General features: G+C 36.0%; 23 protein-coding genes. 4 read left to right on the forward strand and 19 right to left on the reverse strand.

Annotated features, from left to right (window positions below):
- Window positions 1-10: 10 nt before the first annotated feature.
- The 3 genes from polX to zapA form a co-directional block, all read right to left on the reverse strand.
- Window positions 11-1,714 (reverse strand): DNA polymerase/3'-5' exonuclease PolX, encoded by a 1,704-nt coding sequence (polX, locus tag ACIQYS_RS01320; protein WP_402973695.1) that lies wholly within the window; start codon window positions 1,712-1,714, stop codon window positions 11-13.
- 68 nt (window positions 1,715-1,782) lie between these two features.
- Complete coding sequence (locus tag ACIQYS_RS01325; RefSeq protein ID WP_402973698.1) at window positions 1,783-2,325, reverse strand: CvpA family protein; 543 nt, start codon at window positions 2,323-2,325, stop codon at window positions 1,783-1,785.
- 4 nt (window positions 2,326-2,329) lie between these two features.
- A complete protein-coding gene (gene zapA / locus ACIQYS_RS01330) occupies window positions 2,330-2,590 on the reverse strand; it encodes a cell division protein ZapA (protein WP_402973700.1) in 261 nt (86 codons plus the stop codon).
- A gap of 77 nt (window positions 2,591-2,667) precedes the next feature.
- Between zapA and rnhC the strand changes: the two genes are divergently transcribed.
- Window positions 2,668-3,609 carry a ribonuclease HIII gene (gene rnhC, locus ACIQYS_RS01335; RefSeq protein ID WP_402973703.1) on the forward strand — a complete coding sequence of 314 codons (942 nt, stop codon included), beginning with the start codon at window positions 2,668-2,670 and terminating at the stop codon, window positions 3,607-3,609.
- Between the two features lie 17 nt (window positions 3,610-3,626).
- Window positions 3,627-3,806 carry a hypothetical protein gene (locus ACIQYS_RS01340; RefSeq protein ID WP_402973706.1) on the forward strand — a complete coding sequence of 60 codons (180 nt, stop codon included), beginning with the start codon at window positions 3,627-3,629 and terminating at the stop codon, window positions 3,804-3,806.
- A 70-nt stretch (window positions 3,807-3,876) separates the two neighbouring features.
- Here the strand turns inward: ACIQYS_RS01340 and ACIQYS_RS01345 are convergent, their stop codons facing one another.
- The 5 genes from ACIQYS_RS01345 to ACIQYS_RS01365 are packed head-to-tail and all read right to left on the reverse strand — an operon-like array spanning window position 3,877 to window position 6,730.
- Window positions 3,877-4,314, reverse strand: a complete 438-nt coding sequence (locus ACIQYS_RS01345) for an SRPBCC family protein (protein ID WP_402973709.1) — start codon at window positions 4,312-4,314, stop codon at window positions 3,877-3,879.
- Window positions 4,315-5,385, reverse strand: coding sequence for an NAD(P)H-dependent flavin oxidoreductase (locus tag ACIQYS_RS01350; protein ID WP_402973712.1), 1,071 nt, complete (start codon window positions 5,383-5,385; stop codon window positions 4,315-4,317).
- Window positions 5,379-5,927 carry a GrpB family protein gene (locus tag ACIQYS_RS01355; RefSeq protein ID WP_402973715.1) on the reverse strand — a complete coding sequence of 183 codons (549 nt, stop codon included), beginning with the start codon at window positions 5,925-5,927 and terminating at the stop codon, window positions 5,379-5,381. The genes ACIQYS_RS01350 and ACIQYS_RS01355 overlap by 7 nt, the downstream gene beginning before the upstream one ends.
- Complete coding sequence (locus ACIQYS_RS01360; RefSeq protein ID WP_402973718.1) at window positions 5,920-6,480, reverse strand: ribonuclease FAU-1 family protein; 561 nt, start codon at window positions 6,478-6,480, stop codon at window positions 5,920-5,922. Before ACIQYS_RS01360 ends, ACIQYS_RS01355 begins: the two co-directional genes overlap by 8 nt.
- A gap of 16 nt (window positions 6,481-6,496) precedes the next feature.
- Complete coding sequence (locus ACIQYS_RS01365; protein WP_402973721.1) at window positions 6,497-6,730, reverse strand: hypothetical protein; 234 nt, start codon at window positions 6,728-6,730, stop codon at window positions 6,497-6,499.
- A gap of 177 nt (window positions 6,731-6,907) precedes the next feature.
- Between ACIQYS_RS01365 and ACIQYS_RS01370 the strand changes: the two genes are divergently transcribed.
- Both ACIQYS_RS01370 and rpoN read left to right on the forward strand, forming a co-directional pair.
- A complete protein-coding gene (locus ACIQYS_RS01370) occupies window positions 6,908-8,053 on the forward strand; it encodes an MFS transporter (protein WP_402973724.1) in 1,146 nt (381 codons plus the stop codon).
- A gap of 195 nt (window positions 8,054-8,248) precedes the next feature.
- Complete coding sequence (rpoN, locus tag ACIQYS_RS01375; protein WP_402973727.1) at window positions 8,249-9,547, forward strand: RNA polymerase factor sigma-54; 1,299 nt, start codon at window positions 8,249-8,251, stop codon at window positions 9,545-9,547.
- Between the two features lie 212 nt (window positions 9,548-9,759).
- On the opposite strand, the gene ACIQYS_RS01380 is transcribed toward rpoN, so the two are convergent.
- The 11 genes from ACIQYS_RS01380 to ACIQYS_RS01430 all read right to left on the reverse strand — a co-directional run bounded on the left by ACIQYS_RS01380 (window position 9,760) and on the right by ACIQYS_RS01430 (window position 21,813).
- The gene (locus ACIQYS_RS01380) at window positions 9,760-10,530 is read right to left on the reverse strand and encodes an SDR family NAD(P)-dependent oxidoreductase (protein WP_402973730.1); all 771 of its coding nucleotides are present in this window, start codon (window positions 10,528-10,530) and stop codon (window positions 9,760-9,762) included.
- A 195-nt stretch (window positions 10,531-10,725) separates the two neighbouring features.
- Window positions 10,726-11,493: an HpcH/HpaI aldolase family protein gene (locus ACIQYS_RS01385; protein WP_402973733.1), complete on the reverse strand. Its 768-nt coding sequence runs from the start codon at window positions 11,491-11,493 to the stop codon at window positions 10,726-10,728.
- Window positions 11,494-11,742: 249 nt separating this feature from the next.
- Entirely contained in the window at window positions 11,743-13,062 is a 1,320-nt protein-coding gene (locus ACIQYS_RS01390) for an MFS transporter (protein ID WP_402973736.1), read from the reverse strand.
- 190 nt (window positions 13,063-13,252) lie between these two features.
- The gene (gene dmpG, locus ACIQYS_RS01395) at window positions 13,253-14,266 is read right to left on the reverse strand and encodes a 4-hydroxy-2-oxovalerate aldolase (RefSeq protein ID WP_402973738.1); all 1,014 of its coding nucleotides are present in this window, start codon (window positions 14,264-14,266) and stop codon (window positions 13,253-13,255) included.
- Window positions 14,263-15,150 carry an acetaldehyde dehydrogenase (acetylating) gene (locus ACIQYS_RS01400; protein WP_402973741.1) on the reverse strand — a complete coding sequence of 296 codons (888 nt, stop codon included), beginning with the start codon at window positions 15,148-15,150 and terminating at the stop codon, window positions 14,263-14,265. The genes dmpG and ACIQYS_RS01400 overlap by 4 nt, the downstream gene beginning before the upstream one ends.
- A 460-nt stretch (window positions 15,151-15,610) precedes the next feature.
- On the reverse strand, window positions 15,611-16,372 hold the full coding sequence (locus ACIQYS_RS01405; protein WP_402973744.1) for an IclR family transcriptional regulator: 762 nt from the start codon (window positions 16,370-16,372) through the stop codon (window positions 15,611-15,613).
- Between the two features lie 121 nt (window positions 16,373-16,493).
- On the reverse strand, window positions 16,494-16,802 hold the full coding sequence (locus ACIQYS_RS01410; protein WP_402973747.1) for an AtuA-related protein: 309 nt from the start codon (window positions 16,800-16,802) through the stop codon (window positions 16,494-16,496).
- Window positions 16,789-18,117, reverse strand: a complete 1,329-nt coding sequence (locus ACIQYS_RS01415; RefSeq protein ID WP_402973750.1) for an acyclic terpene utilization AtuA family protein — start codon at window positions 18,115-18,117, stop codon at window positions 16,789-16,791. Before ACIQYS_RS01415 ends, ACIQYS_RS01410 begins: the two co-directional genes overlap by 14 nt.
- A 10-nt stretch (window positions 18,118-18,127) precedes the next feature.
- A complete protein-coding gene (locus ACIQYS_RS01420; protein ID WP_402973753.1) occupies window positions 18,128-19,423 on the reverse strand; it encodes a CitMHS family transporter in 1,296 nt (431 codons plus the stop codon).
- Between the two features lie 263 nt (window positions 19,424-19,686).
- Window positions 19,687-21,024: a sigma-54 interaction domain-containing protein gene (locus ACIQYS_RS01425; RefSeq protein ID WP_402973755.1), complete on the reverse strand. Its 1,338-nt coding sequence runs from the start codon at window positions 21,022-21,024 to the stop codon at window positions 19,687-19,689.
- A 525-nt stretch (window positions 21,025-21,549) separates the two neighbouring features.
- Window positions 21,550-21,813 carry a DUF1214 domain-containing protein gene (locus ACIQYS_RS01430; protein ID WP_402974075.1) on the reverse strand — a complete coding sequence of 88 codons (264 nt, stop codon included), beginning with the start codon at window positions 21,811-21,813 and terminating at the stop codon, window positions 21,550-21,552.
- Window positions 21,814-21,815: the final 2 nt, after the last annotated feature.

Genomic DNA, 21,815 nt, shown 5'->3' on the forward strand with positions numbered 1-21,815 from the left:
CACCTCCTCATTATTTCTTGATAAACTGTTTAAATCTTTCTAGCGTCCAAGCATTTACAATTGAATCTTTGTGCAGCCATGCCTTTTGTGCATATCGTACACCGATATCCATATATTTTAATTGTTGGGTATGATGGGCGTCTGTATTGATCGCAATGGGTACGCCCTTTTCTTGTGCTAGTTTCAAGTATTCCGTTTGTAAGTCAAGTCGATATGGATTTGCATTTAATTCTAATATTTTCCCATTTTCCTTCGCCCATTCGATTAAGGTCGGCACATCTGGGTTATATCCATTTCGTTGTTCGATTATTCTTCCGGTTGGATGTGCAATCATATGGACATATGGATTTTTTATCGCATTATTTAATCGCTCCATGATTTTATCTTGCGGTTGACTAAAACTTGAATGGATGGATGCAATGACAAAATCTAATTGCTTTAATAGGTTATCATCAAAATCAAGCGATCCATCCGGAAGAATATCCATTTCTGTCCCTGCAAAAATTTCGATATCGGAATATTGGTTATTTAATTCATGAATCGTTTCAATTTGTTTTAACAAACGTTCTTTTGACAGACCATTTGCTACCTTTAAATAATCGGAGTGATCCGTGATAACGATATGCGAATATCCTTTAGCACGACTAGCTTCCACCATTTCTTCGATCGAATGTGCACCATCCGACCAAGTGGAGTGCATATGAAAATCGCCTTTAATATCTCCAAGCGTTACGAGTAAATGTAATTGGTCCAATTTCGAAAGCTCTGAGCCATCTTCTCGAACGGATGGTGGGATAAATGGTAAGTCGAAATAAGTATAGAATTCCTCTTCGGAGTTAAAATGCTGCATGGAACCATCTTCTAATTCCACACCATATTCACTTATTTTCTTTCCTTGTTCTTTTGCAATTTGTCTCATTTTAATATTATGGTCTTTGGAACCTGTAAAATGGTTTAATGCGGATGCGTACTGATGTAATTCGACTAAACGAAAGTCGACGTCAATTTCGTTTTCTCCGTCTAGTGTAACAGAAACTTTTGTATCTCCAGCAGCAATTACCTTTAGCACTGGTAATTCTTTCAAAAGTGCTTCTCGGACTTCTTGCGGGGACTTTGTAGCGATGATAAAGTCAATATCTTTACTCGCCTCTTTGACTCTTCGGTAAGAACCAGCCACCGAGTATTTTTCAATCGCCCGTATAGCAGCTAGGTTACTTTCAATCATTTCGACAATTGGTTCTAATTGCCAAACAGCTGTACGTTCAGGTTTTGATTGTAAGTTTTCAATTTCCCCAAGAATTTTCTGTTCCGTTTTCGCTGCAAATCCAGCTAGAGTTTGGACTTTTCCTGATTCACATGCTAATTTTAATGCATCCATCGAATCGATTTGTAACTCTTTGTATAACTTTGCAATTTTTTTACCACCTAGTCCTGGGATTTTCATCATAGGAAGCAAGCCATTAGGCACTGTATTTTGAAGTTCAACTAGTAGTGAACACGCTCCCGTATTTAGTAAATCTTCAATAACTGCACCGGTTGAAGCACCTATTCCTTTTAGCGATAGTATATTATCCATCTCGGCTAAACTGCGTGGATCGAGTTCTAACACTTGCGCAGCTTTTCGAAAAGCCGACACTTTGAAAGGGTTTTCTCCTTGTAACTCCATATATAATGCAATTTTTTCTAATGTATTTATGATTGTTTTTTTATCCATGACAATAGCTCCTTTTAAAAATCTGTACCTGCTGGATGAAGTAAAAAACTTCCCTCTACTGAGAGAAGTTACTTTTCTATATAGATATACCACCAATTCTTCACTAATTCTGATAAAATCGGTGTATGTTCCAACATCCATTCAGTTAAAATGGAATTCGCTATTAAATTTTGAACTAAATCGATTGGTAAAAGGGCAAGAACGTATAGTATTACAAAAAGGATAAAGTAAAATTCGATAAAACCTAAAACGGCTCCAACAAGATTACTTACAAAGCCAAGTATAGGCAAATACTTTAGGAAATCAAACATCGATGCGATTAACTGAAGGGCGAATTTCACCGCTATAAAAATCAGAACAAATGCAATCACTCGGTAAAAAGTTTGGTCCAATTCCAAGTTTTCCACTGCGATGGTCAACTTAGAACTTGCTGTTACCGCTGGAAAAGGTATCCATAGAACAAATTTGTCCGCAAGTGGTTTATAATAAGTGTACGCAACGATAAGCGCTATGATAAAACCAGTCATATGAATAAGTTGGACAATTAGCCCACGTTTTGCTCCGGTGATTAAACCGGCTACTAATAAGATTAATATAAGAATATCAAACATTTTTTCAGTCCTTTAATTTTTTCAATTCTGCTTCTAGTATTTCTAATTGCTCTTTTACTTTTATGTAATCGTTTACGGCATTAACAGCAGTAAGCACCGCAAGTTTGGGAATATCTAGCTGACTATTATGTGCATGGATCTCTCTCATTTTATCATCCACCATGGAGGCTACAAGTCGCATATGACCAGTAGTTTCAGAGCCTACCATTTTATAAGTTTGCCCATATATATCAACAGAAATTCTCGTTTTTTGCTGTTCTGACAAAGTCATACCCTCCCCAGAAAATCCTAATTACAATAATAACACGAAATAGATTACGATGTGAAGAAAGGAACAAACGAATGTCAAATGAAGTATTATTGATGAAACCTGATGAAATAGAAAAAGTAAGAGCGTATTATGCCAAATATAAAGTAGATCGATCCGCTCCTGGTGTTGTTTTCGCAGCAAAGTTAGCAGATACAGCGGTGACCATCTATAAATCTGGCAAAGTCATGTTTCAAGGAAATGGAGCAGCTAGGGAAGCTTCACTCTGGAGTGGAGTTTCAAATAAACAAGTGGAAAAAGTGTCTAACGGAAATATAAAAGGAGATACATTACCAGAAAATTTTGCATCTCATTCAGTCATTGGTTCTGACGAAACAGGAACTGGCGACTATTTCGGCCCAATTACTGTTGCAGCTTGCTTTGTTCGAGAAGATCAAGTCGAGCTTGTGAGAGAACTTGGGGTAAAGGATTCAAAAATGCTGACCGATGATATTATGCGTAAAATGGCTCCTGATTTAATGGCCACATTAACACATAGCGTACTAGTGTTAAAAAATGAAAAATATAATGACATACAAAGTCGTGGATGGTCCCAAGGAAAAATAAAAGCGCTAATGCATAACCAAGCACTTAAACATGTATTGAAAAAAATGGCTCCAGAAAAACCAGCGTATATTTTAATCGATCAGTTTGCAGAACGTGGCATTTACTATAATCATATTAAAGCGGAAAAAGAAATTATTCGTGAAAATGTGCTATTTTCTACAAAAGCCGAGCAACTACATGTTTCTGTTGCGGCAGCTTCCATTATTGCAAGATATGCATTCTTAAAAGAAATGGACCGTCTTACTGAAATTTCAGGTACGACGATTCCGAAAGGAGCGAGCAGCAAAGTCGATGAAATTGCTGCGAAAATTTATTTGAAACATGGAGAAGATTTTTTGAAATCGATCACCAAATGGCATTTTGCCAATACAGGGAAAGCAATGAAACTTGCGAACAAGAGAAGGTTTTAACTGGATAGGAGATTTTTATGAATCAAAAAAAGTTTTTCTCCAATAATTTAAGGGACTTAATATCATTAGTTGGTTTTTTCCTTCTTATATTCATTTGGGCTTCTCTTTCTAGTGAAGACTATAGTGTATTATTTAAAATATTTGTAGCTTTATTTGTGACTGGAATTTATACTTTTGTTCGTTGGGCATTAAATTAAATGAAAAACGCCCGAAGAAAATGACATATTTCCCTTCAGGCGTTTTATTTTTAATTTTTCTTGTTCATTATTACATTGCTAATCCTGTTCTCAATTGATTCACACCAAACTCCAAATAGCCCTTTAAACAAGTCAGCATGAACACCCACCCCTCTTTATTGCCAATCAGCTGGTTGAGAAAATCTGGATCATCTTCTTTAAAACCTTCCTCGTTCACTTCAACAAGCGTGCTTAAATCATCTAGACCTGTTAGAGATATCGTTACAATATGTTCTTGTCCAGGTTCGCCCCATTGAAATATAATTTTTTTATTCTCTACGATTTCTAATACGTGAATCTCACCAGTAGCATTATATTCTTTATATTCCAATGTAATTGTCTTGTCTTGTTCCCATCTTTCTGAGCTCGAAGAAAACCAAAATTCCCCAATCTTTGTCGGATCAACGAAAGCTTCAAATACTTCACTAGTTGGCTTTAATATCTTCATTTTTGTAAGATTGTTTATCATTTAAATCATCCTTCTTTCGGCGTCTTTAATAATTCGTTGTATAAGCGTTTCTACTGTCTCATTTTTAGCTAGTGTGGGACTTTGACCGGACCAAAGCGACATAAAGTCCTTATTATTTTGGGAAGATGAAGCTTTTCGAATCGATTGTGTGAGTGTATTTTGAACCGGAAACATAAGTATTTCCGCATTATGAGCTTGCATTTCAATAGTAAATTTATTTTGAATGCCTCTTGCCCATTTTCCAGAAAATGCACGAGTAAATATTGTATCTTCGTCTTTTGCATGTAAAACTGCTTCTTTGTGAACAGGATGGGCTCCACTCTCTTCACATGTTAAAAAGGCTGTGCCCATTTGAACAGCTTTTGCTCCTAAGCATAGAGACGCGATTAATCCTCTACCGTCCATTATACCTCCAGCTGCAATTACCGGAATAGATACTTGGTCTGAAACTTGGGGAATCAATGACATTAAACCAACTAAACTTTCGTCGTGTCTACTTATAAAATTACCCCTATGTCCCCCCGCTTCACTTCCTTGCACAACAACAGCATCCATTCGTAGTTTCTCAATAGCCATTGCCTCTACTACTGTCGTAGCAGTTCCGATTAAAATAGTACCTTGCTGTTTTAACTGAGCGATTACTTCTATAGAAGGAACACCGAACGTAAAGGAACAAATTGGGACTTTTTCATCGATAATAACTTGAATTTGCTCATTGTATGCTTGAAGTGTTTTTTCCATACTCGGCAATGCATTGTTCCCATTTTCTATCTTCAATTGTGAACGGAATTTATGTAATAAGTTGTTTGCTGCTTCTATTTCATCTTCAACTACCTCAAAATTATTTGGAACAAATAAGTTCACTCCAAAGCCTTTAGATGTTAGTTGCTTCACTTCTCTAATTTGATCCCGTAATTGCGCGGGACTTAAATACCCAGCTCCAATCATCCCAAGTGCACCATTATTGGAAACAGCAGCTACTAACGCCGAAGTAGTAATCCCTCCAGCCATTGGAGCTTGGATGATAGGGTATTCTATTTTTAATAGCGTATTTATTTCGTTTTTTAACATATCTCCACTCCCTTAATACTACTATAACTAAATTCTCTAAACCATCTAAGTGCCTCTCTTTCTATCTCTGATGCTAGATGCTCTTTTCCGTTAATATATGATTCAATGTCGTATGGAAACTGTTTTGCTAACGCTTCTTTTAAATCTGCATATTCCTTTGCGGCATTCGCATGCATTCGTAAATAATCTCGAAATGCAATATGTCGATCAATTTCACCATTACCTATTTCGTACATATGGACATGATGGGTCCTTTGATCTCCACCCTTTTGAAAATACCTACGACCTGGAAGACCGTTTTCTCCTCTAGGCTCATATCCAATAGCAATCATTGCTTCATTATAAGTATCGATTTTTGTAATGTCTCGAACAACTGGCATCATATCGATAATTGGTTTTGCACTTAGACCATTTACAGATGTGCTTCCAATATGATGGATCATTAGAATTTCTATACCAAAAATCTTTTGAAGCTCTCTTGCTTCTTCATCAAACTTTTTCTTCCAATCGTCTGAATACGCTGCTACCACCACTTTACGCATGTTCATTTGCACTCCTTTGTAGATGTACCTTTAAAACTTCTTTATGAATCTTTGAAAAGTGAAGTAAATTAAATTTTTCTTCCTTAATGCTTGCAGTAATTCTATTCGCCTCTTCTCGTGCTAAGTCATACATTTTCTGATTAATGCTTCCATTTTCTAATGCCTCTTCTAGTTCCTCATCATCCAATTGAAAGATCTCTCCAGTAGGTAAAACAACAATATCTAAAATTAAATCATCCATCCAAGGGACATTATTCTCAATACCAACTTCATAACATATATCAATATACCACTGTACGATTTCCCCATTAACATCGAACATTGTAGTGACGGAATAATTTTTCCCTACCGGAAAATGTTGTAGCCACAAATAATTATCATCTACTATACAAATGCTATTTTCTTCATACTGTACCCATAGCGGCTCCGTAACTTGATTTAGTTTTAAAAGTGTAATGTATCCTGTAAAATCTTTTGTCTCTACGTAAGATTGAGCATACTCTCTTTGAATAATTCGTTTCCAATCTGAACGATCCCCATATTTCCTATACATTCTCTTCCCACACCCTCTAATTTCTTCGCTCATTCCCTCTTTTAAAGTTACCAGTTATTTTCGCTAAAATTAATTGTTCTTCTTTTTCGTCTTCTGCATCTTCTATTCTTTCTAAAAATTTTTCTGCCTCTTTGCCTTTTAAAATTTTCACCCGTTTTCCATGAAATTCTATGAAAACAGAATTATCTTTAGTAATTTGATAACTAAAAGGTTTTTCATCCAAACGATTCTTTTTATCAAGATTACCCATTGTGAGACCTCCATATTTTTTCTTATTATCAATTTTCTCTATCGCGATGGATTTTTCCTTTTTTCTATACTATGAGTTAAACAAATATGCTATTATATTCCTTCTGATTATTTTATTCACTACCACAATCAGTTACAATAAAACCAATCATCTCAGTTTTACTTAAGGAGAATTTATTTGAAAGTACATGTATTATTAAAAGGATATAATTTTTTATTTTTCGGTTTGCTTGCACTCTTTATTCCTTTTTTACCAGTATATTTAGGAGAACAAGGTATATCCGCTAGTGAAATAGGTCTAATTATTGGAACTGGGGGCTTTGTGACATTAATTGCTCAACCATTATGGGGATTTATAAGTGATAAGACGAAAACCATTCGTAAGGTCATGCTAATACTCGTTTTTTTTACTGCAGTTTCGGGATACTTTTTATTTAACGTAAATAGCTTTGTATTACTTGTTGTTTTTGCATTGCTCGTTTATTTTTTCCTCATGCCACTTGATCCACTAACGGAGAGCTTAAATTTCACGGTTTCTGAAATGGCGCGCATCAGCTATGGTTCCATTCGCACATATGGCGCACTTGGTTATGCAGTTTTGTCTCTAATCGCTGGGTTTACGATGGATTATTTTGGTATGAGTAGTATAGCTATATTATTTGTATTACTGGGCCTTATATCGTTTGGTGTTATATGGTTGATGCCTAATGTAAAAGCTTCATCCAAACCAATCACAATGGCTGGACTTAAACAAGTATTAAAAAATAAGGAGATGCTTTTATTTTTACTATTGGTATTTATTAGTTCGGTACCAGCACGTATGAATGATACATTTTTGGGGATTCATATGCTAGCCCTTGGAGGGGACACTTCACTAGTAGGAATAGCATTCTTTATTGCTGCAACTAGTGAGATTGTTATTTTTGCGTTAAGTTTTTGGTGGCTTCGTAAGGGCAAAGAGCTTGAGATGATCACGATTGCGACGTTTTTCTATTTTGTCCGTTTTCTAGCTTCTGCTTTTGTTACAAGTCCAATTGCGTTGACGGTCGTTCAAATACTACAGATGGTTACATTCCCTATTTTTTATACTGCAGCTATCCAATATTTATACCAAATCATGCCCAAAGAATGGAGAGCTACCGGACAAACTGTTCTTGCACTACTGTTCTTTGGAATGTCCGGTATTATCGCATCTTATGCAGGAGGATATATATATAACGAATTAGGTGGGCATGCGTTTTATTTCATTATTTCGATCATGTCGTTTATTGGTGTTTTGTTCGGTATTTTCTTAATGATTCGTAAGAGAAAGAAATTAATGTGAATTTAAATGGAGCTCGGTATACAAAATTGCCTTGCTCCTTTTTATATAACCTCTATTTTCTCTCCCAACCAAGAATTATATCATACTATTAAAAATATTCTTTTTTTCATCGTAAATCAAATAAATACGTAGTATAATAGGGGATAAATATAAGAAAACGCTTTCAAAATTTTAAGGTTTATGAGGGGGATAACTATGGAACTCGTTCTCAATCAAAGACAAGAACAAAGTTTAACGATGACTTTTCAGCTAAGGCAAGCCATTGAACTTTTACAATACTCCACTTATGATCTTTACCAATATATAAAAGAAAAAGAATTAGAAAACCCATTAATAGAGCTAGAAGAGCATTCAAAGGATTTTTCATTTGATGAAAGATTCACTAGAAAAGCAGCATCTTCTACTTCCACTGACCAACTAATTGACTTTGTAAGAAGTCGAGATATTTGTATGAGAGAAAAGCTAGTTAAAGAAGTTAAGTTGTTATTTAAACAGAAAGAAGATCAGCAACTTCTCCACTTTATCATTTATAATTTAGACGATAGTGGCTATTTTCGTATAAACGATCAAGCCTCTTTTGACGACACCACTATCAATAGAGGTATTCATCTTCTGCAACAAATTGGACCAGTTGGAATAGGGGCTAGAAGTTTACAAGAATGCTTGCTTCTACAAGTAATATATGATTATCCAGAAGAAAAGCTAGTTAAATCCTTAATCGAAAATCATTTAGAATTATTAGCAAAACGAAAATGGAACGAGATTGCACGTTGTATGAAGATTACATTGGCAGATGTAAAGGAAATGTATGATTTCATTCAGACTCTTAATCCAAAACCATTTTTCGGAATTTCAGATGAATCAGTGGAATATTTAAACCCAGATATCATTGTAGAATATAAAGAAGGAAACCTCTCTTATTATTTAAATGACGGATACTTACCTGAAATTCATTTTAATAATGAGTATGCGGGATTACTTCAACAAAAGGATGAGACATCCAAATACATAAACAATCAGTATACGCATTATAAATGGTTGTTAAGTAGTATTGAGCAACGGCGTTCCACCATATTGAAAATAGTAACTGTACTTCTAGAAAAACAAAAAAAGTTTTTTACAGAAGGATTTTGCGCTTTAAAGCCACTAACACTAAAAGAAGTTGCTGCTGAAATTGATATGCATGAATCAACGGTAAGTCGAGCAACAATGCACAAAGTCATCCAGACACCACGAGGCTCATTTGATCTCAAGTCATTATTCACATCCAAGTTAGAAACGGCAGACGGAAGTTCCATTTCCCAAACAGAGGTAAAAGAACTTTTAGCCAATTTTATAAAGAACGAAAACAAAACAAAACCGTTTTCCGATCAAAAAATAGCCGATTATTTAAATACCGAAAATGGGATTAACATATCTAGACGAACGATTAGTAAATATCGAGAAGAACTTAATATTCCTTCTTCTAGTTTACGAAAAGAAATAAGTATTTAAGTTTGATAGTTTTCTTGCGCTGCCAACCAGACTGCATAATTTGAACAAAGATGATTAATACTACGATGGTATTAATCATAATGTGCCAAAATAGGAATTTCTACTGAATTACTATTTAAAGAAACCGAACGAGTGCTGATATATCAACATTCGTTCGGTTTCTTTTTGGAAGATTTTTACCTCTTATGTTTTCTTCTAGTATATTTCTATAATTATACGTTATATAAAGCACCATCAATAGTGAATGAAGATGAGCTTACATAAGAAGCTTCATCGGAAAGTAAAAACGCAATTACGTTTGCTACTTCTTCAGGTTCACCATAGCGTTTCATTGGCACTGCATCATTATAAGCTGCTTGTGCTGCTTCTGCTGCATCTGGTGCGACATTCGCTTCAATTTTACGCATCATCTGTGTGTTAATTACACCTGGGTTTACTGTGTTTACACGAACGTTAAATGCTGCTGCTTCTAATGCAGCAACTTTATTTATACCCATTACAGCATGTTTAGAAGAGTTGTATAATATCATGCTTGGTGAACCAATTAAACCAGCTACTGATGAAGTATTGACAATAGAACCTGATTTTTGTTCTTTCATAATTGGCAACACGTATTTAAGACCGAAAAGTACTCCTTTAACGTTTATTCCGTAAACGAAATCAAATTCTTTTTCTGTAATTTCTTCGAGTGGTTTAGCTGGTCCTTCAACCCCAGCGTTATTTACAAAGCCATCTATGCGACCAAATTTAGTGATTGTCTGATCCACATAATTTTTAACATTTTCTTCATTGGAAACATCTGCTTTCACTACTAAGCTATTTTCTTCTGTTAAATTAAGCTCTGATTGAACGGCTTTGACTGCGTCTTCATTTAAATCAACAAGTACAACTTTTGCTTGTGCATTAGCTAATTTTCTTACAACTTCTTTTCCAATTCCGCCTGCTGCACCTGTAACAATGACTACTTTACCTTCAAAATTCATTTAAAATCTCTCCTTTTACAAAGTATTTTTCATAAATATAGACAAAGCAATTAAAACTCGAATTCGAATATCTTGAATTCAATATTATTTTAAACTTAATAGATAGTTTAGTCAAAGAATTACGCTTGTCTTACACAGGGAGCCCTAATCAAAAAACATCCCTCCAGCCCATTTCCTGCTGGAGAGATGTTCCAATCAACGACTAGTAGATTTTTCAAACTCCTCTAAACATTGCTTTGCACCCTGATGAATAAACATTGCGTCAATTCCACCTAATAAAAAACGAAAGCCTAAATCAATGTGGTTTGCCATTAAACCAGGTTCAGTCAAAATACCTGGCACAACATTATGTCTAGCACAAGAATCTATCACCTTCACCATTGCAGATTGCATATCGGGATGATCAAATTGTCCCATTAATCCCATAGAACTGGAAAGATCAAAGGGACCAATAAATGCCACATCAATACCAGGCACAGAAAGAATTTCATCTATAGCATCTACGGCATTGAAATGTTCAATTTGTAGAATTACTAAGATTTCTTCCTTTGCATACTGCGAATAACTTTCACTATTAATACCGAATAAGCTTGCTCTTCCCGCACCAAAGCCACGTATACCTTTAGGAGGGTAATGGCAATACTGGACTGCCCGTTCCGCTTCCTCTTTAGAATTAATCATTGGAATCATTATTCCTGAGGCACCCGTATCCAGTCCTTGCTTCACCATTGTAATATCATTCCATGGAACTCGTAACAATGGAGTGGTTTCAGTATATTTGATCTGAGAAATTAGTCTTCCAGCAGTTTCAAGATTCATAGCTCCGTGTTCACCGTCAATCATTATCATGTCACAGCCTACATTAGAGAGAATTTCTGCAGTATCGATACTTGCCGTCATCATCCAAGGACCATATACACACTTCCCTGCATTTAACTTTTCCTTAATAATATTTTTCTTCAATATTCTCACCCCTCAATAAGAATTAGATGTTTTTCTAATACGTTAAACTGTCTTTCTCTTATCAAAAGTGATATTGCTAAATAATTTAATCACTTGCTATCTTTTAAGAGATTTGAATCGGAATTTGTTTAAAATCGAAATGCTTTAGGGGACTTTTACCACCTAAAGCATTCTCTCGGTAAATATTCTTACTAGTCCTGATTTAAAATAATCCTTTTGTATATAATTAGAATGCTTATTTATTCAAAGTCACTCATCCAGGTCTCTACCTTTCTTCTCTCGAGTGCATAAAATGGCAATTAAAGATACCACAGCAGCTAACATTATAAATATGGCAATAGGAATATAGTTATTGTTGTATTTTACAAGTAAAGCAGTCGCAATAAGTGGAGCAGGTCCACCTACTAAAGCAGCTCCTACTTGATACCCTAGCGAAACTCCTGTATAGCGTACATTTGCGCTAAAGCTCTCTGCAAAAAGTGTTCCTAGTATTGCACCGTACATTGGCCAAATAATTGCAAACCCTATGATAATAGCTATAGTTAATGCAAAAGGAGTTTTGAATGATAAAATCCAGAAATAAGGGATTGCGTATAGAAACATTGAAATAATACCAGCAATAAACATCTTTTTACGACCGATACGGTCTGATATTGAACCAACAATCATCATAACAGGTATAGCAAGTAGAGCGGCATACAAAATACCATTTAATGCGGTTTGTCTATCATATCCGACTGTATCAACCGCGTATGAAATAGTGAATGTTGCAAAAATAAAAAACGTAGATGTTTCAATAAATTTTGCACCGATTGTAGTCAATACTGCACGCCAATGTTTAGTCAGTGTTTCAAACAGCGGGACTTTTACTGTCTCACCAGATGAAACAACTTTTTGAAATGATGGCGTTTCCCCAATTCCCTTTCGAATCCACAAACCAGTCAAAACTAGTACAATACTAAGTAAGAAAGGGATTCTCCATCCATAACTTAAGAATGCCTCTTCTGAAAGAAGATTTGTCAAAAGTGAAGCAGATAGCGATGCTAAACTTAGCCCAATCATCGCACCTATTTGTGGGATACTTCCGTAAAAACCACGTTTATTTTTAGGTGCATATTCAACCGCTAATAACAGCCCCCCACCCCATTCTCCTCCGAGAGACAACCCTTGAAGAAGCCTCAATAAGATAAGCAATATGGGCGCCCATATTCCTACCGTATTATAATTAGGTAATAAACCCATTAGAACTGTTGAGCCACCCATAATGGATAAGGTTATGATTAATGTTTTTTTCCGACCAATGCGATCGCCAATATGACTAAATAAAACACCTCCAATAGGACGCACAAGAAATGCTAATCCAAAAGATGCATAAGAAAGCATTAAGCTAACATAAGGATCGTTGTTTGGAAAAAAAAGTGTCTGAAAAACTAATGCGGACATTGTTCCATAAAGAAAGAAATCATACCACTCAATTGCACTTCCAATTGCACTTGCAAAAAGCGCTCTAGTTCTAGTACGGTTATCTGCTGATTCTTCTATTAAAGATTCATTGGATTTTAAAATCATTTAAACCACTCCCATTGTCAATATTATTGTAACTATTTAGGTGACCTGAATTACTTGAAAATTTCACTCAGCTTTGTCGTACGTGGACAATTCCCCTTCGAAATAGTACCTCCCTAAATAGTTACAGATTAAGATGATAATACTGTGTTAAGCCCAAATCCTCATACCCTATGCCCATATATCAATCTCTTTAAAGTTGCTTCATTTTTGCTAGCTCTGAAGCAACATCCAAGATCATATCTTCTTGTCCGCCGACTACCTTTCTTTTTCCTAATTCTATTAAAATGTCTCTTGGATCCAGACCAAATTTTTTTGCCGCCCGCTCGGAATGAATTAGAAAACTTGAATAGACCCCAGAGTACCCCAATGCCAAACTTCCTTTGTCAACAATTTGCGGCCTTTTCATGATTGGTGTCACGACGTTTTGTGCAAGGTCCATCATCTTATAAATATCAAGACCAGGGTTTTTTCCCATTAAATCCAATACCGCTGTTAAAACCTCTGTTTGTGTGTTGCCCGCACCTGCGCCCAAACCGCAAACACTACTGTCAATTCTTGTAGCACCTTCTTCAATCGCAATCAATGTATTTGCTACAGCAAGCGACAAGTTATTATGTGCATGGAAGCCTACTTCACAAGTCAACTCTTGGCGGAGTGCTCGAACACGTTCCCTTACTTGATCCGGTAATAATGCACCCGCCGAATCAGTAATATAGACAGCCTCAGCTCCGTAGCTTTCCATGAGCTTTGCTTGTTCAACAAGTTTTTCAACCGGAGCTGAATGAGCCATCATCAGAAAACCTAATGCCTCCATCCCAAGTTCTTTCGCTTTAGCAATGTGTTGAGCCGAAACATCTGCCTCTGTTACATGTGTAGCCACTCGCACTAACTTCGCCCCAAGTTCATGGGCTTGTTTTAATTCATGTACTGTCCCGATACCAGGTATAAGCAATACTGCAATTTTTGAAGATTTGGCCGCCGCAACGGCCGTTTCGATCAATTTCATTTCATCCACAAGGGATTTTCCATATTGTAAGGTCGATCCTCCTAATCCATCCCCATGACTCACTTCTATGTAATGCATTCCAGCTTCATCCAATGCCGTTACAACAGCGCCAACTTGCTCTTCTGTGAATTGATGCGATACCGAGTGGCTTCCATCACGAAGGGATACCTCCGTCAACTTTACTAACTTCTCCGTCATTTCGTCACCTCTTCTATTTCATGTAATATTCTTCGCGCTTGCTCTTCTGCCACTTTTACTGCCGCAGCTGTCATAATATCGAGATTTCCAGCATACACCGGAAAATAATCTCCTGCTCCTTCAACTTCTAACAAAATTGTCACTTTGTCCTCATCAAATAGCAATTCTTGTTTTAATCGATAACCCGGAACATAACTTTGAACAACTTGAAGCATTTCGTTTACCGATTCTGTAATCGCTTCAGTATCCATGTTTTTCACTTGACAATAAACAGTATCCCTCATTAGTACCGGAGGCTCTGCTGGATTAATCAAGATAAGTGCTTTGCCTTTATCAGCTCCACCAACTTCTTCAATTCCCCTCCGAGTCGTAATAGTAAATTCATCAATATTTGCACGCGTCCCAGGTCCTGCACTTTTACTTGAAATAGTTGCTACAATCTCGGCATATGTAACATCTGCAACTCGATTCACTGCATGGATCATCGGGATTGTTGCTTGTCCGCCACAAGTTATCATGTTTATGTTTGAAGCGGTATTAAACGTATTACCGTTGACCGCTGGAGAAACTAAAGGACCTACTGCAGCCGGTGTTAAGTCGATCGCTATCTTATTTAACTCCTTTAATACTTCAGCGTTCACCAGATGTGCTTTTGCTGAAGTCGCGTCAAAAACAATTTCAGCCAAATCGGGATTATTCCTGATTGCATCAATCCCATTACTAAATATTTGGTACCCACTTTCCTTTGCCTTCTTTAATCCGTCCGATTGAGGATCAATTCCTATAACTGCCGTTAAATTTAACAGTTGACTTCGTTCTAATTTGTACATCAAATCCGTTCCTATATTCCCCGAACCGATGATCGCCACATTGACTTTACTCATTTTCTCCACTCCAATTCTTTTAGATTTGTAGTCCCTGTCTATTAATTCATCATCCGTAACACCCTAGCAATCTTTTATCCTGTTAAGTTATTTACTATTTGCTTCTTACCCACGATTTGAATACGCTTTCATTTCAGAAAAATTAAGGGTAGTTAAAATAAAATTAACAGATTGAATTGACCTAAACGATAGAAAGCATTTATAGTTCGGCATTGACGAACATGATTCGACGAAGCCGCTTACTAAAATATAATCAATACGCATTATTCTGTCAATACTAATAATTTGTATTTATTTTATTTTAACAATGGCTTTGCGATAAAAAGGCCGTACGAGAAAATATCCCGTACGGCGGCGTGTATCTTAATTAATATGTTTTGCTTAATGATTGCCAGCTATGCACTGACGCAACACGAATGAATTCCCATAAATTTTTCGCTTAATCAGCTAATTGTCGCAGTCACCTTCTTGAACCAATATCCCGAGATATGTTTCGAGCAGCCTCTCTTATACACTTCTTAGCGATTAAAATTTTTTCTTCTGTAAAACGGAATTTGGGTCCTGCCGTACTTACTGAACCAACAACTCTATGATTACTATCAAATATCGGTGCGGCTACACAAAATAATCCCATTTCAATCTCTTCATCGTCCGTCGCATAGCCGCGCTCCCTAATTTTCTCTAATTCTTCAAGTATCTGATTCTTGTCTATAATTGTTTTTTCGGTATATGCAACCAATTCAGAGGAAAACAGGATCGATTTCTGAATATCTTTATCCAAATAGGCAAGTATTGCCTTTCCTACTCCAGTACAGTGTAGCGGGGCTTTTCTCCCCACTTGTGAATACATTCTTATTGCACTATCGCTTTCCTGCTTGTCGACATAGACTGCCTCATTGTTTTCAAATTTTACTAAGTGAACTGTTTCATCCGTTTGGCTAAATGCTTCTTTTAGATAAGGTCCCGCCTTCTCTTTAATATCTAACCCTTTACTTACGATATTCCCAAGTTCGAAAAGCCGAATCCCCAATTTATATTTCTTCGTATCAACTTTTTGAACAAGATAGCCTCTCATAACTAATGTTTTAATGATTCCATGCACAGTGCTTTTAGGAAGTTCCATACGATCACTGATTTCTAATATTCCTAATTCATCAGTGCCTTCATTAAACATCTCAAAAATTGTTAATGCACGATCTACAGACTGTATTGGTTTAGACATAATCAACCCCCTACCATTCGACATTATCGAACCTAATTTAATTACTAAAAATATAATAGAGGATTATGTCTTCTGTCAATACAAATCGTAAAATTTTCTAAAAACATCTCTTTAAAACTGATCAGTATTCATCTATTTCTAGTTCTAACAAAGCAAAGCTTAACGACTTCCCGTGAGTATCCAACGTTAACGAAGTCGTTACACCTGTTGCCAAAGCTTGCGAACAAACAAACTGTAGTGCTTGAATGTTCTGAACGTCATATCGTATTACTTCTCCTTCTACAATGCCCTTTAAATGTTCCTTTACCACTTTCACAGTCAATCTCTCTTTTAATAATTCATAATCAGATGCTTCATAAGGGATGACGGATAATGTAATGGTGTTTCCTTTATCCCCTGTTCGACAATGCGCAATATCATAAAGTTTCATTGGCTATATACTCCTTTAACTCTGTTTGAAAACGGATAAAATCTCGATCGATAAAAGTAGAAACTACACCAATTACTTCGTTTACTACTTTTCTAGCCCCTCCTCCACCTGCCGGGCCATTTGTATAAAGTGCTTCCACTTCTTCTCCAATTATCGCTGCTTCTGCCATTGTTTTTGCTTTTCCAGCAACCCTTAAACGTACTTCATAAGGATCCGTCTCTCGAAAGCTCTTCCGATGACAAGCATTTACTCCAATTAAATCAACCCTAAATTCACCAAATAAGTGACAAATTCTTTCTCGTATAATGTCGCCTGCAAGATTTGCTCTTTCCCTTGCATTAGGACCTGCATAGGAGATTTCCCCCTCTCCAATGTAACCAGCTTCATAGCCGATACTTACTTTTAAACTTTGTGGTTTGGCAAGCCCCACTTCTCCATCCACTTTTATTTGCCCACCGGATAAATCCTCTAGCTTAACTGAAGTAAAATCTGCAATGACATCGGGGGTAATATAGGCGTTTGGATCAATCACTTCATACAGCAACTGCTCTTTTGCAGTGTGTAGTGTGATTTCCCCCCCTGTATTTGCTACTTTTCTGAGCGTTGCCGAGCCATCCGCTACTACATCGGCAAAAGGAAAGCCTAAATGAGCCATATCCTTTATATCTTTTTTCCCTGGGTCTGCGAAATACCCTCCTGTTAATTGACCAGCACATTCCAATAAATGACCGATTACCGTTCCTTTAGCCATTAGATCATAATCGTCTAATGCCCATTTAAATTCATGAATCATCGGAGCCAAAAATAAAGAAGGATCCGCAATCCGACCTCCAATTATAATTTGTGCATCTGAATTTAAGGCTTCTAACAAAGCATCTACACCTATGTATGCATTTGCTGAAACTATTTGTCCATGTTCTTTTAAAGGTTTTCCTGTTTCCCAAGCTAGATCATCTGGAGAAACTTTAGTCAACACATCGTCTCCTATTACAGCGGCAACTTTCATGGAGATATTTAGCTCTTTCGCAATTTCTATAATTTTATTTGCTCCAGCTATTGGATTTGCAGCACCCATATTTGTAATAATCCTCACCTTTTTCCCAGAAATCCTCGGAATAAGTGATCTCATTCGTTTTTCTAGTAACACATCATATCCAGTATGTGCATGTTGTTTTTTCCTTTTTTGCGCTAAAGCAATTGTTCTTTCTGCTAAACACTCTAATACTAAATAGTCTAAATTTGCTTGCTCTACTAATATTTCTGCTGGCTCAATACGGTCACCTGCAAAACCAGCACCTGATCCAATTCGTATCATCTCATTCACCTCAAATTGATATAGCGCCTGTTAGTAAAGCAACAATTGTCATAACAATCGTTGTACCAAACGCCCATTTAAATATAAATTTCTGATGCTCAAACAAGTCAACCTTTGTCAACCCAATTAAAATAAATGTTGCCGCTGTTAAGGGACTTAACGGGAAACCAACTGTCATTTGACCAAGAATTGCTGCTCGACCAATTTCATGCGGGTTGATTCCTAGAGTCGAAGCGGTTTCACTAATAATTGGTAATACACCAAAATAGTATGCATCTGGTGTAAAAACTAAGCTTAAAGGCATGCTTGTAATAGCAACGATAGTAGGTAAATAATTTCCTAATGAGTCTGGTATTAAACGAACAAGTGCCGTGGCCATTTCCGCAATCATGCCCGTACCATTTAAAATGCCTGTAAAAATCCCCGCTGCAAAAATCATAGATGCAACTAATAGCACATTGCCTGCATGACTTAATATACGGGCTTGCTGATCCACATTCTTTGGATAGTTCACCGTTAAAGCAATAATGAATCCAACGATAAATACAACAGGCATCGGAAGCCAAACAAACAGTAAAGCACATATCATAAGTAATGTAAGAAATAAATTAAAGTAAAATAATTTAGGACGACGAATCTTTTTCGTTTCTTCATCTAATTCCAAATTAAAATCTATATTCTCTAAATTAATAATGCCCAAACGTTTCCGTTCTTTCCGTCCGATTAAATAACTTGCAAACAATACCCAAGCAATTCCTGCGACCATCGCTGGGATTACGGGATTAAAAATATCTACGGCTTCCGCATTTAAAGTTGTCATCGCACGTGCAGTTGGTCCACCCCACGGGATAATGTTCATAACGCCTGCCCCGAGCGCAACAACCCCTGCCAAAATAAGACGATTCATCCCCAATTTTTCATATATAGGTAGCATGGCTGTAATGGTAATCATAAAAGTAGCAGATCCATTTCCATCCAAATGAACAATCATTGCTAAAAATACCGTACCCATTACTACTTTTAGCGGGTCACCTTTTACGATTTGAATAATTTTTTTAATCATTGGATCAAATAATCCAACATCCATCATTAAACCAAAATACATAATTGCAAAAACTAGCATAATTCCTGTTGGAGCTACTTGTATTAATCCATCAAGCATTAATCCTCCAATTTCCGAACCAAATCCGCCAATTATACCAAAAATGATTGGAATAGTTACCAATGAAACGATGACAGATAATTTTTTTGTGAAAATAGCTAATAAAAATACACCAATCGTTAAAAATCCTAATAAAGCTAACATCTAATTTCTCACTCCCTTTTTTAATACACCCCTTCGTGCAATTCAAGTAATATGCAAGTTCCATGCCAACTAAAAAGAACCTATCATCTACTTTATTTTTTACTTTTTCATTGTCACGATATTCTAGTTTTTTAGAATCAAAGAATCAATTTGTTTTCTTTTCATAATAAAAGCGCAATTTCACTAACGAAATTACGCTTTTAAAATCTTTTTCTAAAATTATAGAATAATTATTTATTATTCTATTATTTTAGATTGGAGTTTTATTCAAGTTCATACTTACTTATTTTATTATATAAACTGGCTAAGGAAATGCCTAAATTACTCGCTACTAATTTTCTACCTTCAATATTCTTTTCATATCGTTTAAGCATTTGCTTTATGTACCTAGCTTCCGCTGATGCTACTACTGATTTTAACGTCCCATCAGTTTGAATTGAAACATCTACATCCTGATTCTTCATAACTTCAGGCAAATGATCCATTTCAATTAATCCATTATCAGCTAAACAGGAAGCATAACTTATCATATTTTTTAATTCACGGACATTTCCCGGCCAATTATAGGATTGTAAAAACTGCATGACATCTTTACTTAATCGATAATTTGCCGGTAAAAAGCATTCTACTAGAAACGGGATATCCTCTCTTCGATTACGTAGTGGAGGTATCGTTAAATGGGCCACATTTAAACGAAAGTATAAATCTTGTCTAAATTTATTTTTTTGTGCCATTTGATTTAAGTCTTGATGTGTCGCTGCAATAATTCGTACATCCACATTTATCTCTGTCGAACCACCTATTCTCCGTATTGTGCCTTCCTGTAAAACACGAAGTAAATTTGCTTGCACATTATAGGATAAGTCACCAATCTCATCTAGAAATAACGTACCTTTATTTGCCATTTCAAATAATCCAACTTTCCCCCCCTTTTTTGCACTAGTAAAAGCGCCATCTACATATCCAAATAACTCACTTTCGATAAGGGTATCTGGAATTGTAGCACAGTTTACAGCAATAAAGGGATGATTTCTTCTATCACTGGCGTCATGAATGGATTGAGAAAATAGCTCTTTTCCTGTACCGCTTTCCCCTATTAATAGTACTGGCAAATTTGAATTTGCTATTTTTTTTGCAATATTTTTATTGTCGATCATCTCTTCATTTTGCGTAATAATTTGGTCGAACGTATATTTTACACTTGAAAGCTTCGAAATCTTTTCTTGTAATTCAATAACTTGCTTTACCTTCTTATTGAGTTCCTTCGATAAATCCTTTACTTCATTAATTCCTTTACAAACAGACACAGCACCAATAATTTTCCCATTATCTTCAATAGGCGCCATGTCTACTACGTATGCACACCCATTAATTTCACGATAAATACCGACCCTTGATTTCCCGTCTTTCAATGTTTCTGGCAATTGAGCACCCGGTCTGTATTCAGAAAGTAACTTCCCTATAATTTCTTTTCCCACCCCTGTGATTCTAGAATATTCTGGGTTAATAAATTGAACTTTTTCAAACTCGTCTATGACTAATATTCCATCATTTATTGATATAATCACTTGTTCCCACCATTTTGTTGAATAAATTCTCATGATTCCCCTCCGTACTGTCCCGGTGACAAATACCATTCCGGAAAATCCGGAATAGTACTTAAATTGTATTTTGTATATGAACTTGAAATCCAATTCTAACGTCATTAAACGGATTTCATTTCTAATGATTTTCAATATGCATTAAATAACATATTGTGAAGGAACTCGTTATTTCTTAAATTTGTATCACCCGCTATATCATGCCTTTGGTATATTAATTTTCATACCACATAACTTTTTAAATATCCTTATAACTAGCCATAAAAAAAATGTATAAAAAGCACTTTCAAAAAAACTAACAATCAGAGCAAATAACAGTGCGCCAAAATCTTCCCATTCGTCGAACCGATACAATTGAAATTGCCAATCGTAAAAAATAGTATGGATAGCTACTAAGATCAGAATGAATGGAAACACAGTCCAAAAATATTTAGTATATTCTTTTGGTAATATTAATCTCATTTTTTCACCTTCTATAGTTAGTTGGTTAATTGTTTGCTTTCTCTTTTCAATTTCGATAACAAATTAATCCTCCCTTATAACCATCGGCGGATTCCACTCGCCATTTAATACACTCATTTTCGGCCAATATACTCTAAGTAACAGGTTAAATGATCCAATAGGTGCTGGCAACCAGTTGGATTTCTTCTCCTTACCAGGATATTCATGTTGAATAAATATATCAAGTGAGCCGTCCGCATTATAAGTTAACTCTCCAAGATGTGAGCCAATCGCATACCGATGTAATTGATTTTCCACTAAGAAACCATCCGAATTATAAAGAGTTATAG

This window comes from Psychrobacillus sp. NPDC096426 (assembly GCF_044762745.1).
Lineage (GTDB): Bacteria > Bacillota > Bacilli > Bacillales_A > Planococcaceae > Psychrobacillus.

What these genes read in the sequence shown, in the direction of transcription:
- ACIQYS_RS01410 (WP_402973747.1), bottom strand. Translation starts at nt 16,802, where the DNA reads ATGAAACTTTATGATATTGCGCATTGTCGAACAGGGGATAAAGGAAAC.
- ACIQYS_RS01420 (WP_402973753.1), bottom strand. Translation starts at nt 19,423, where the DNA reads ATGTTAGCTTTATTAGGATTTTTAACGATTGGTGTATTTTTATTAGCT.
- ACIQYS_RS01400 (WP_402973741.1), bottom strand. Translation starts at nt 15,150, where the DNA reads ATGAGTAAAGTCAATGTGGCGATCATCGGTTCGGGGAATATAGGAACG.
- ACIQYS_RS01355 (WP_402973715.1), bottom strand. Translation starts at nt 5,927, where the DNA reads ATGCGTAAAGTGGTGGTAGCAGCGTATTCAGACGATTGGAAGAAAAAG.
- ACIQYS_RS01415 (WP_402973750.1), bottom strand. Translation starts at nt 18,117, where the DNA reads ATGATACGAATTGGATCAGGTGCTGGTTTTGCAGGTGACCGTATTGAG.
- ACIQYS_RS01365 (WP_402973721.1), bottom strand. Translation starts at nt 6,730, where the DNA reads ATGGGTAATCTTGATAAAAAGAATCGTTTGGATGAAAAACCTTTTAGT.
- rpoN (WP_402973727.1), top strand. Translation starts at nt 8,249, where the DNA reads ATGGAACTCGTTCTCAATCAAAGACAAGAACAAAGTTTAACGATGACT.
- ACIQYS_RS01380 (WP_402973730.1), bottom strand. Translation starts at nt 10,530, where the DNA reads ATGAATTTTGAAGGTAAAGTAGTCATTGTTACAGGTGCAGCAGGCGGA.
- ACIQYS_RS01405 (WP_402973744.1), bottom strand. Translation starts at nt 16,372, where the DNA reads ATGTCTAAACCAATACAGTCTGTAGATCGTGCATTAACAATTTTTGAG.
- ACIQYS_RS01345 (WP_402973709.1), bottom strand. Translation starts at nt 4,314, where the DNA reads ATGATAAACAATCTTACAAAAATGAAGATATTAAAGCCAACTAGTGAA.
- polX (WP_402973695.1), bottom strand. Translation starts at nt 1,714, where the DNA reads ATGGATAAAAAAACAATCATAAATACATTAGAAAAAATTGCATTATAT.
- dmpG (WP_402973738.1), bottom strand. Translation starts at nt 14,266, where the DNA reads ATGACGGAGAAGTTAGTAAAGTTGACGGAGGTATCCCTTCGTGATGGA.
- ACIQYS_RS01340 (WP_402973706.1), top strand. Translation starts at nt 3,627, where the DNA reads ATGAATCAAAAAAAGTTTTTCTCCAATAATTTAAGGGACTTAATATCA.
- rnhC (WP_402973703.1), top strand. Translation starts at nt 2,668, where the DNA reads ATGTCAAATGAAGTATTATTGATGAAACCTGATGAAATAGAAAAAGTA.
- ACIQYS_RS01350 (WP_402973712.1), bottom strand. Translation starts at nt 5,385, where the DNA reads ATGTTAAAAAACGAAATAAATACGCTATTAAAAATAGAATACCCTATC.
- ACIQYS_RS01360 (WP_402973718.1), bottom strand. Translation starts at nt 6,480, where the DNA reads ATGTATAGGAAATATGGGGATCGTTCAGATTGGAAACGAATTATTCAA.
- ACIQYS_RS01390 (WP_402973736.1), bottom strand. Translation starts at nt 13,062, where the DNA reads ATGATTTTAAAATCCAATGAATCTTTAATAGAAGAATCAGCAGATAAC.
- ACIQYS_RS01425 (WP_402973755.1), bottom strand. Translation starts at nt 21,024, where the DNA reads ATGAGAATTTATTCAACAAAATGGTGGGAACAAGTGATTATATCAATA.
- ACIQYS_RS01325 (WP_402973698.1), bottom strand. Translation starts at nt 2,325, where the DNA reads ATGTTTGATATTCTTATATTAATCTTATTAGTAGCCGGTTTAATCACC.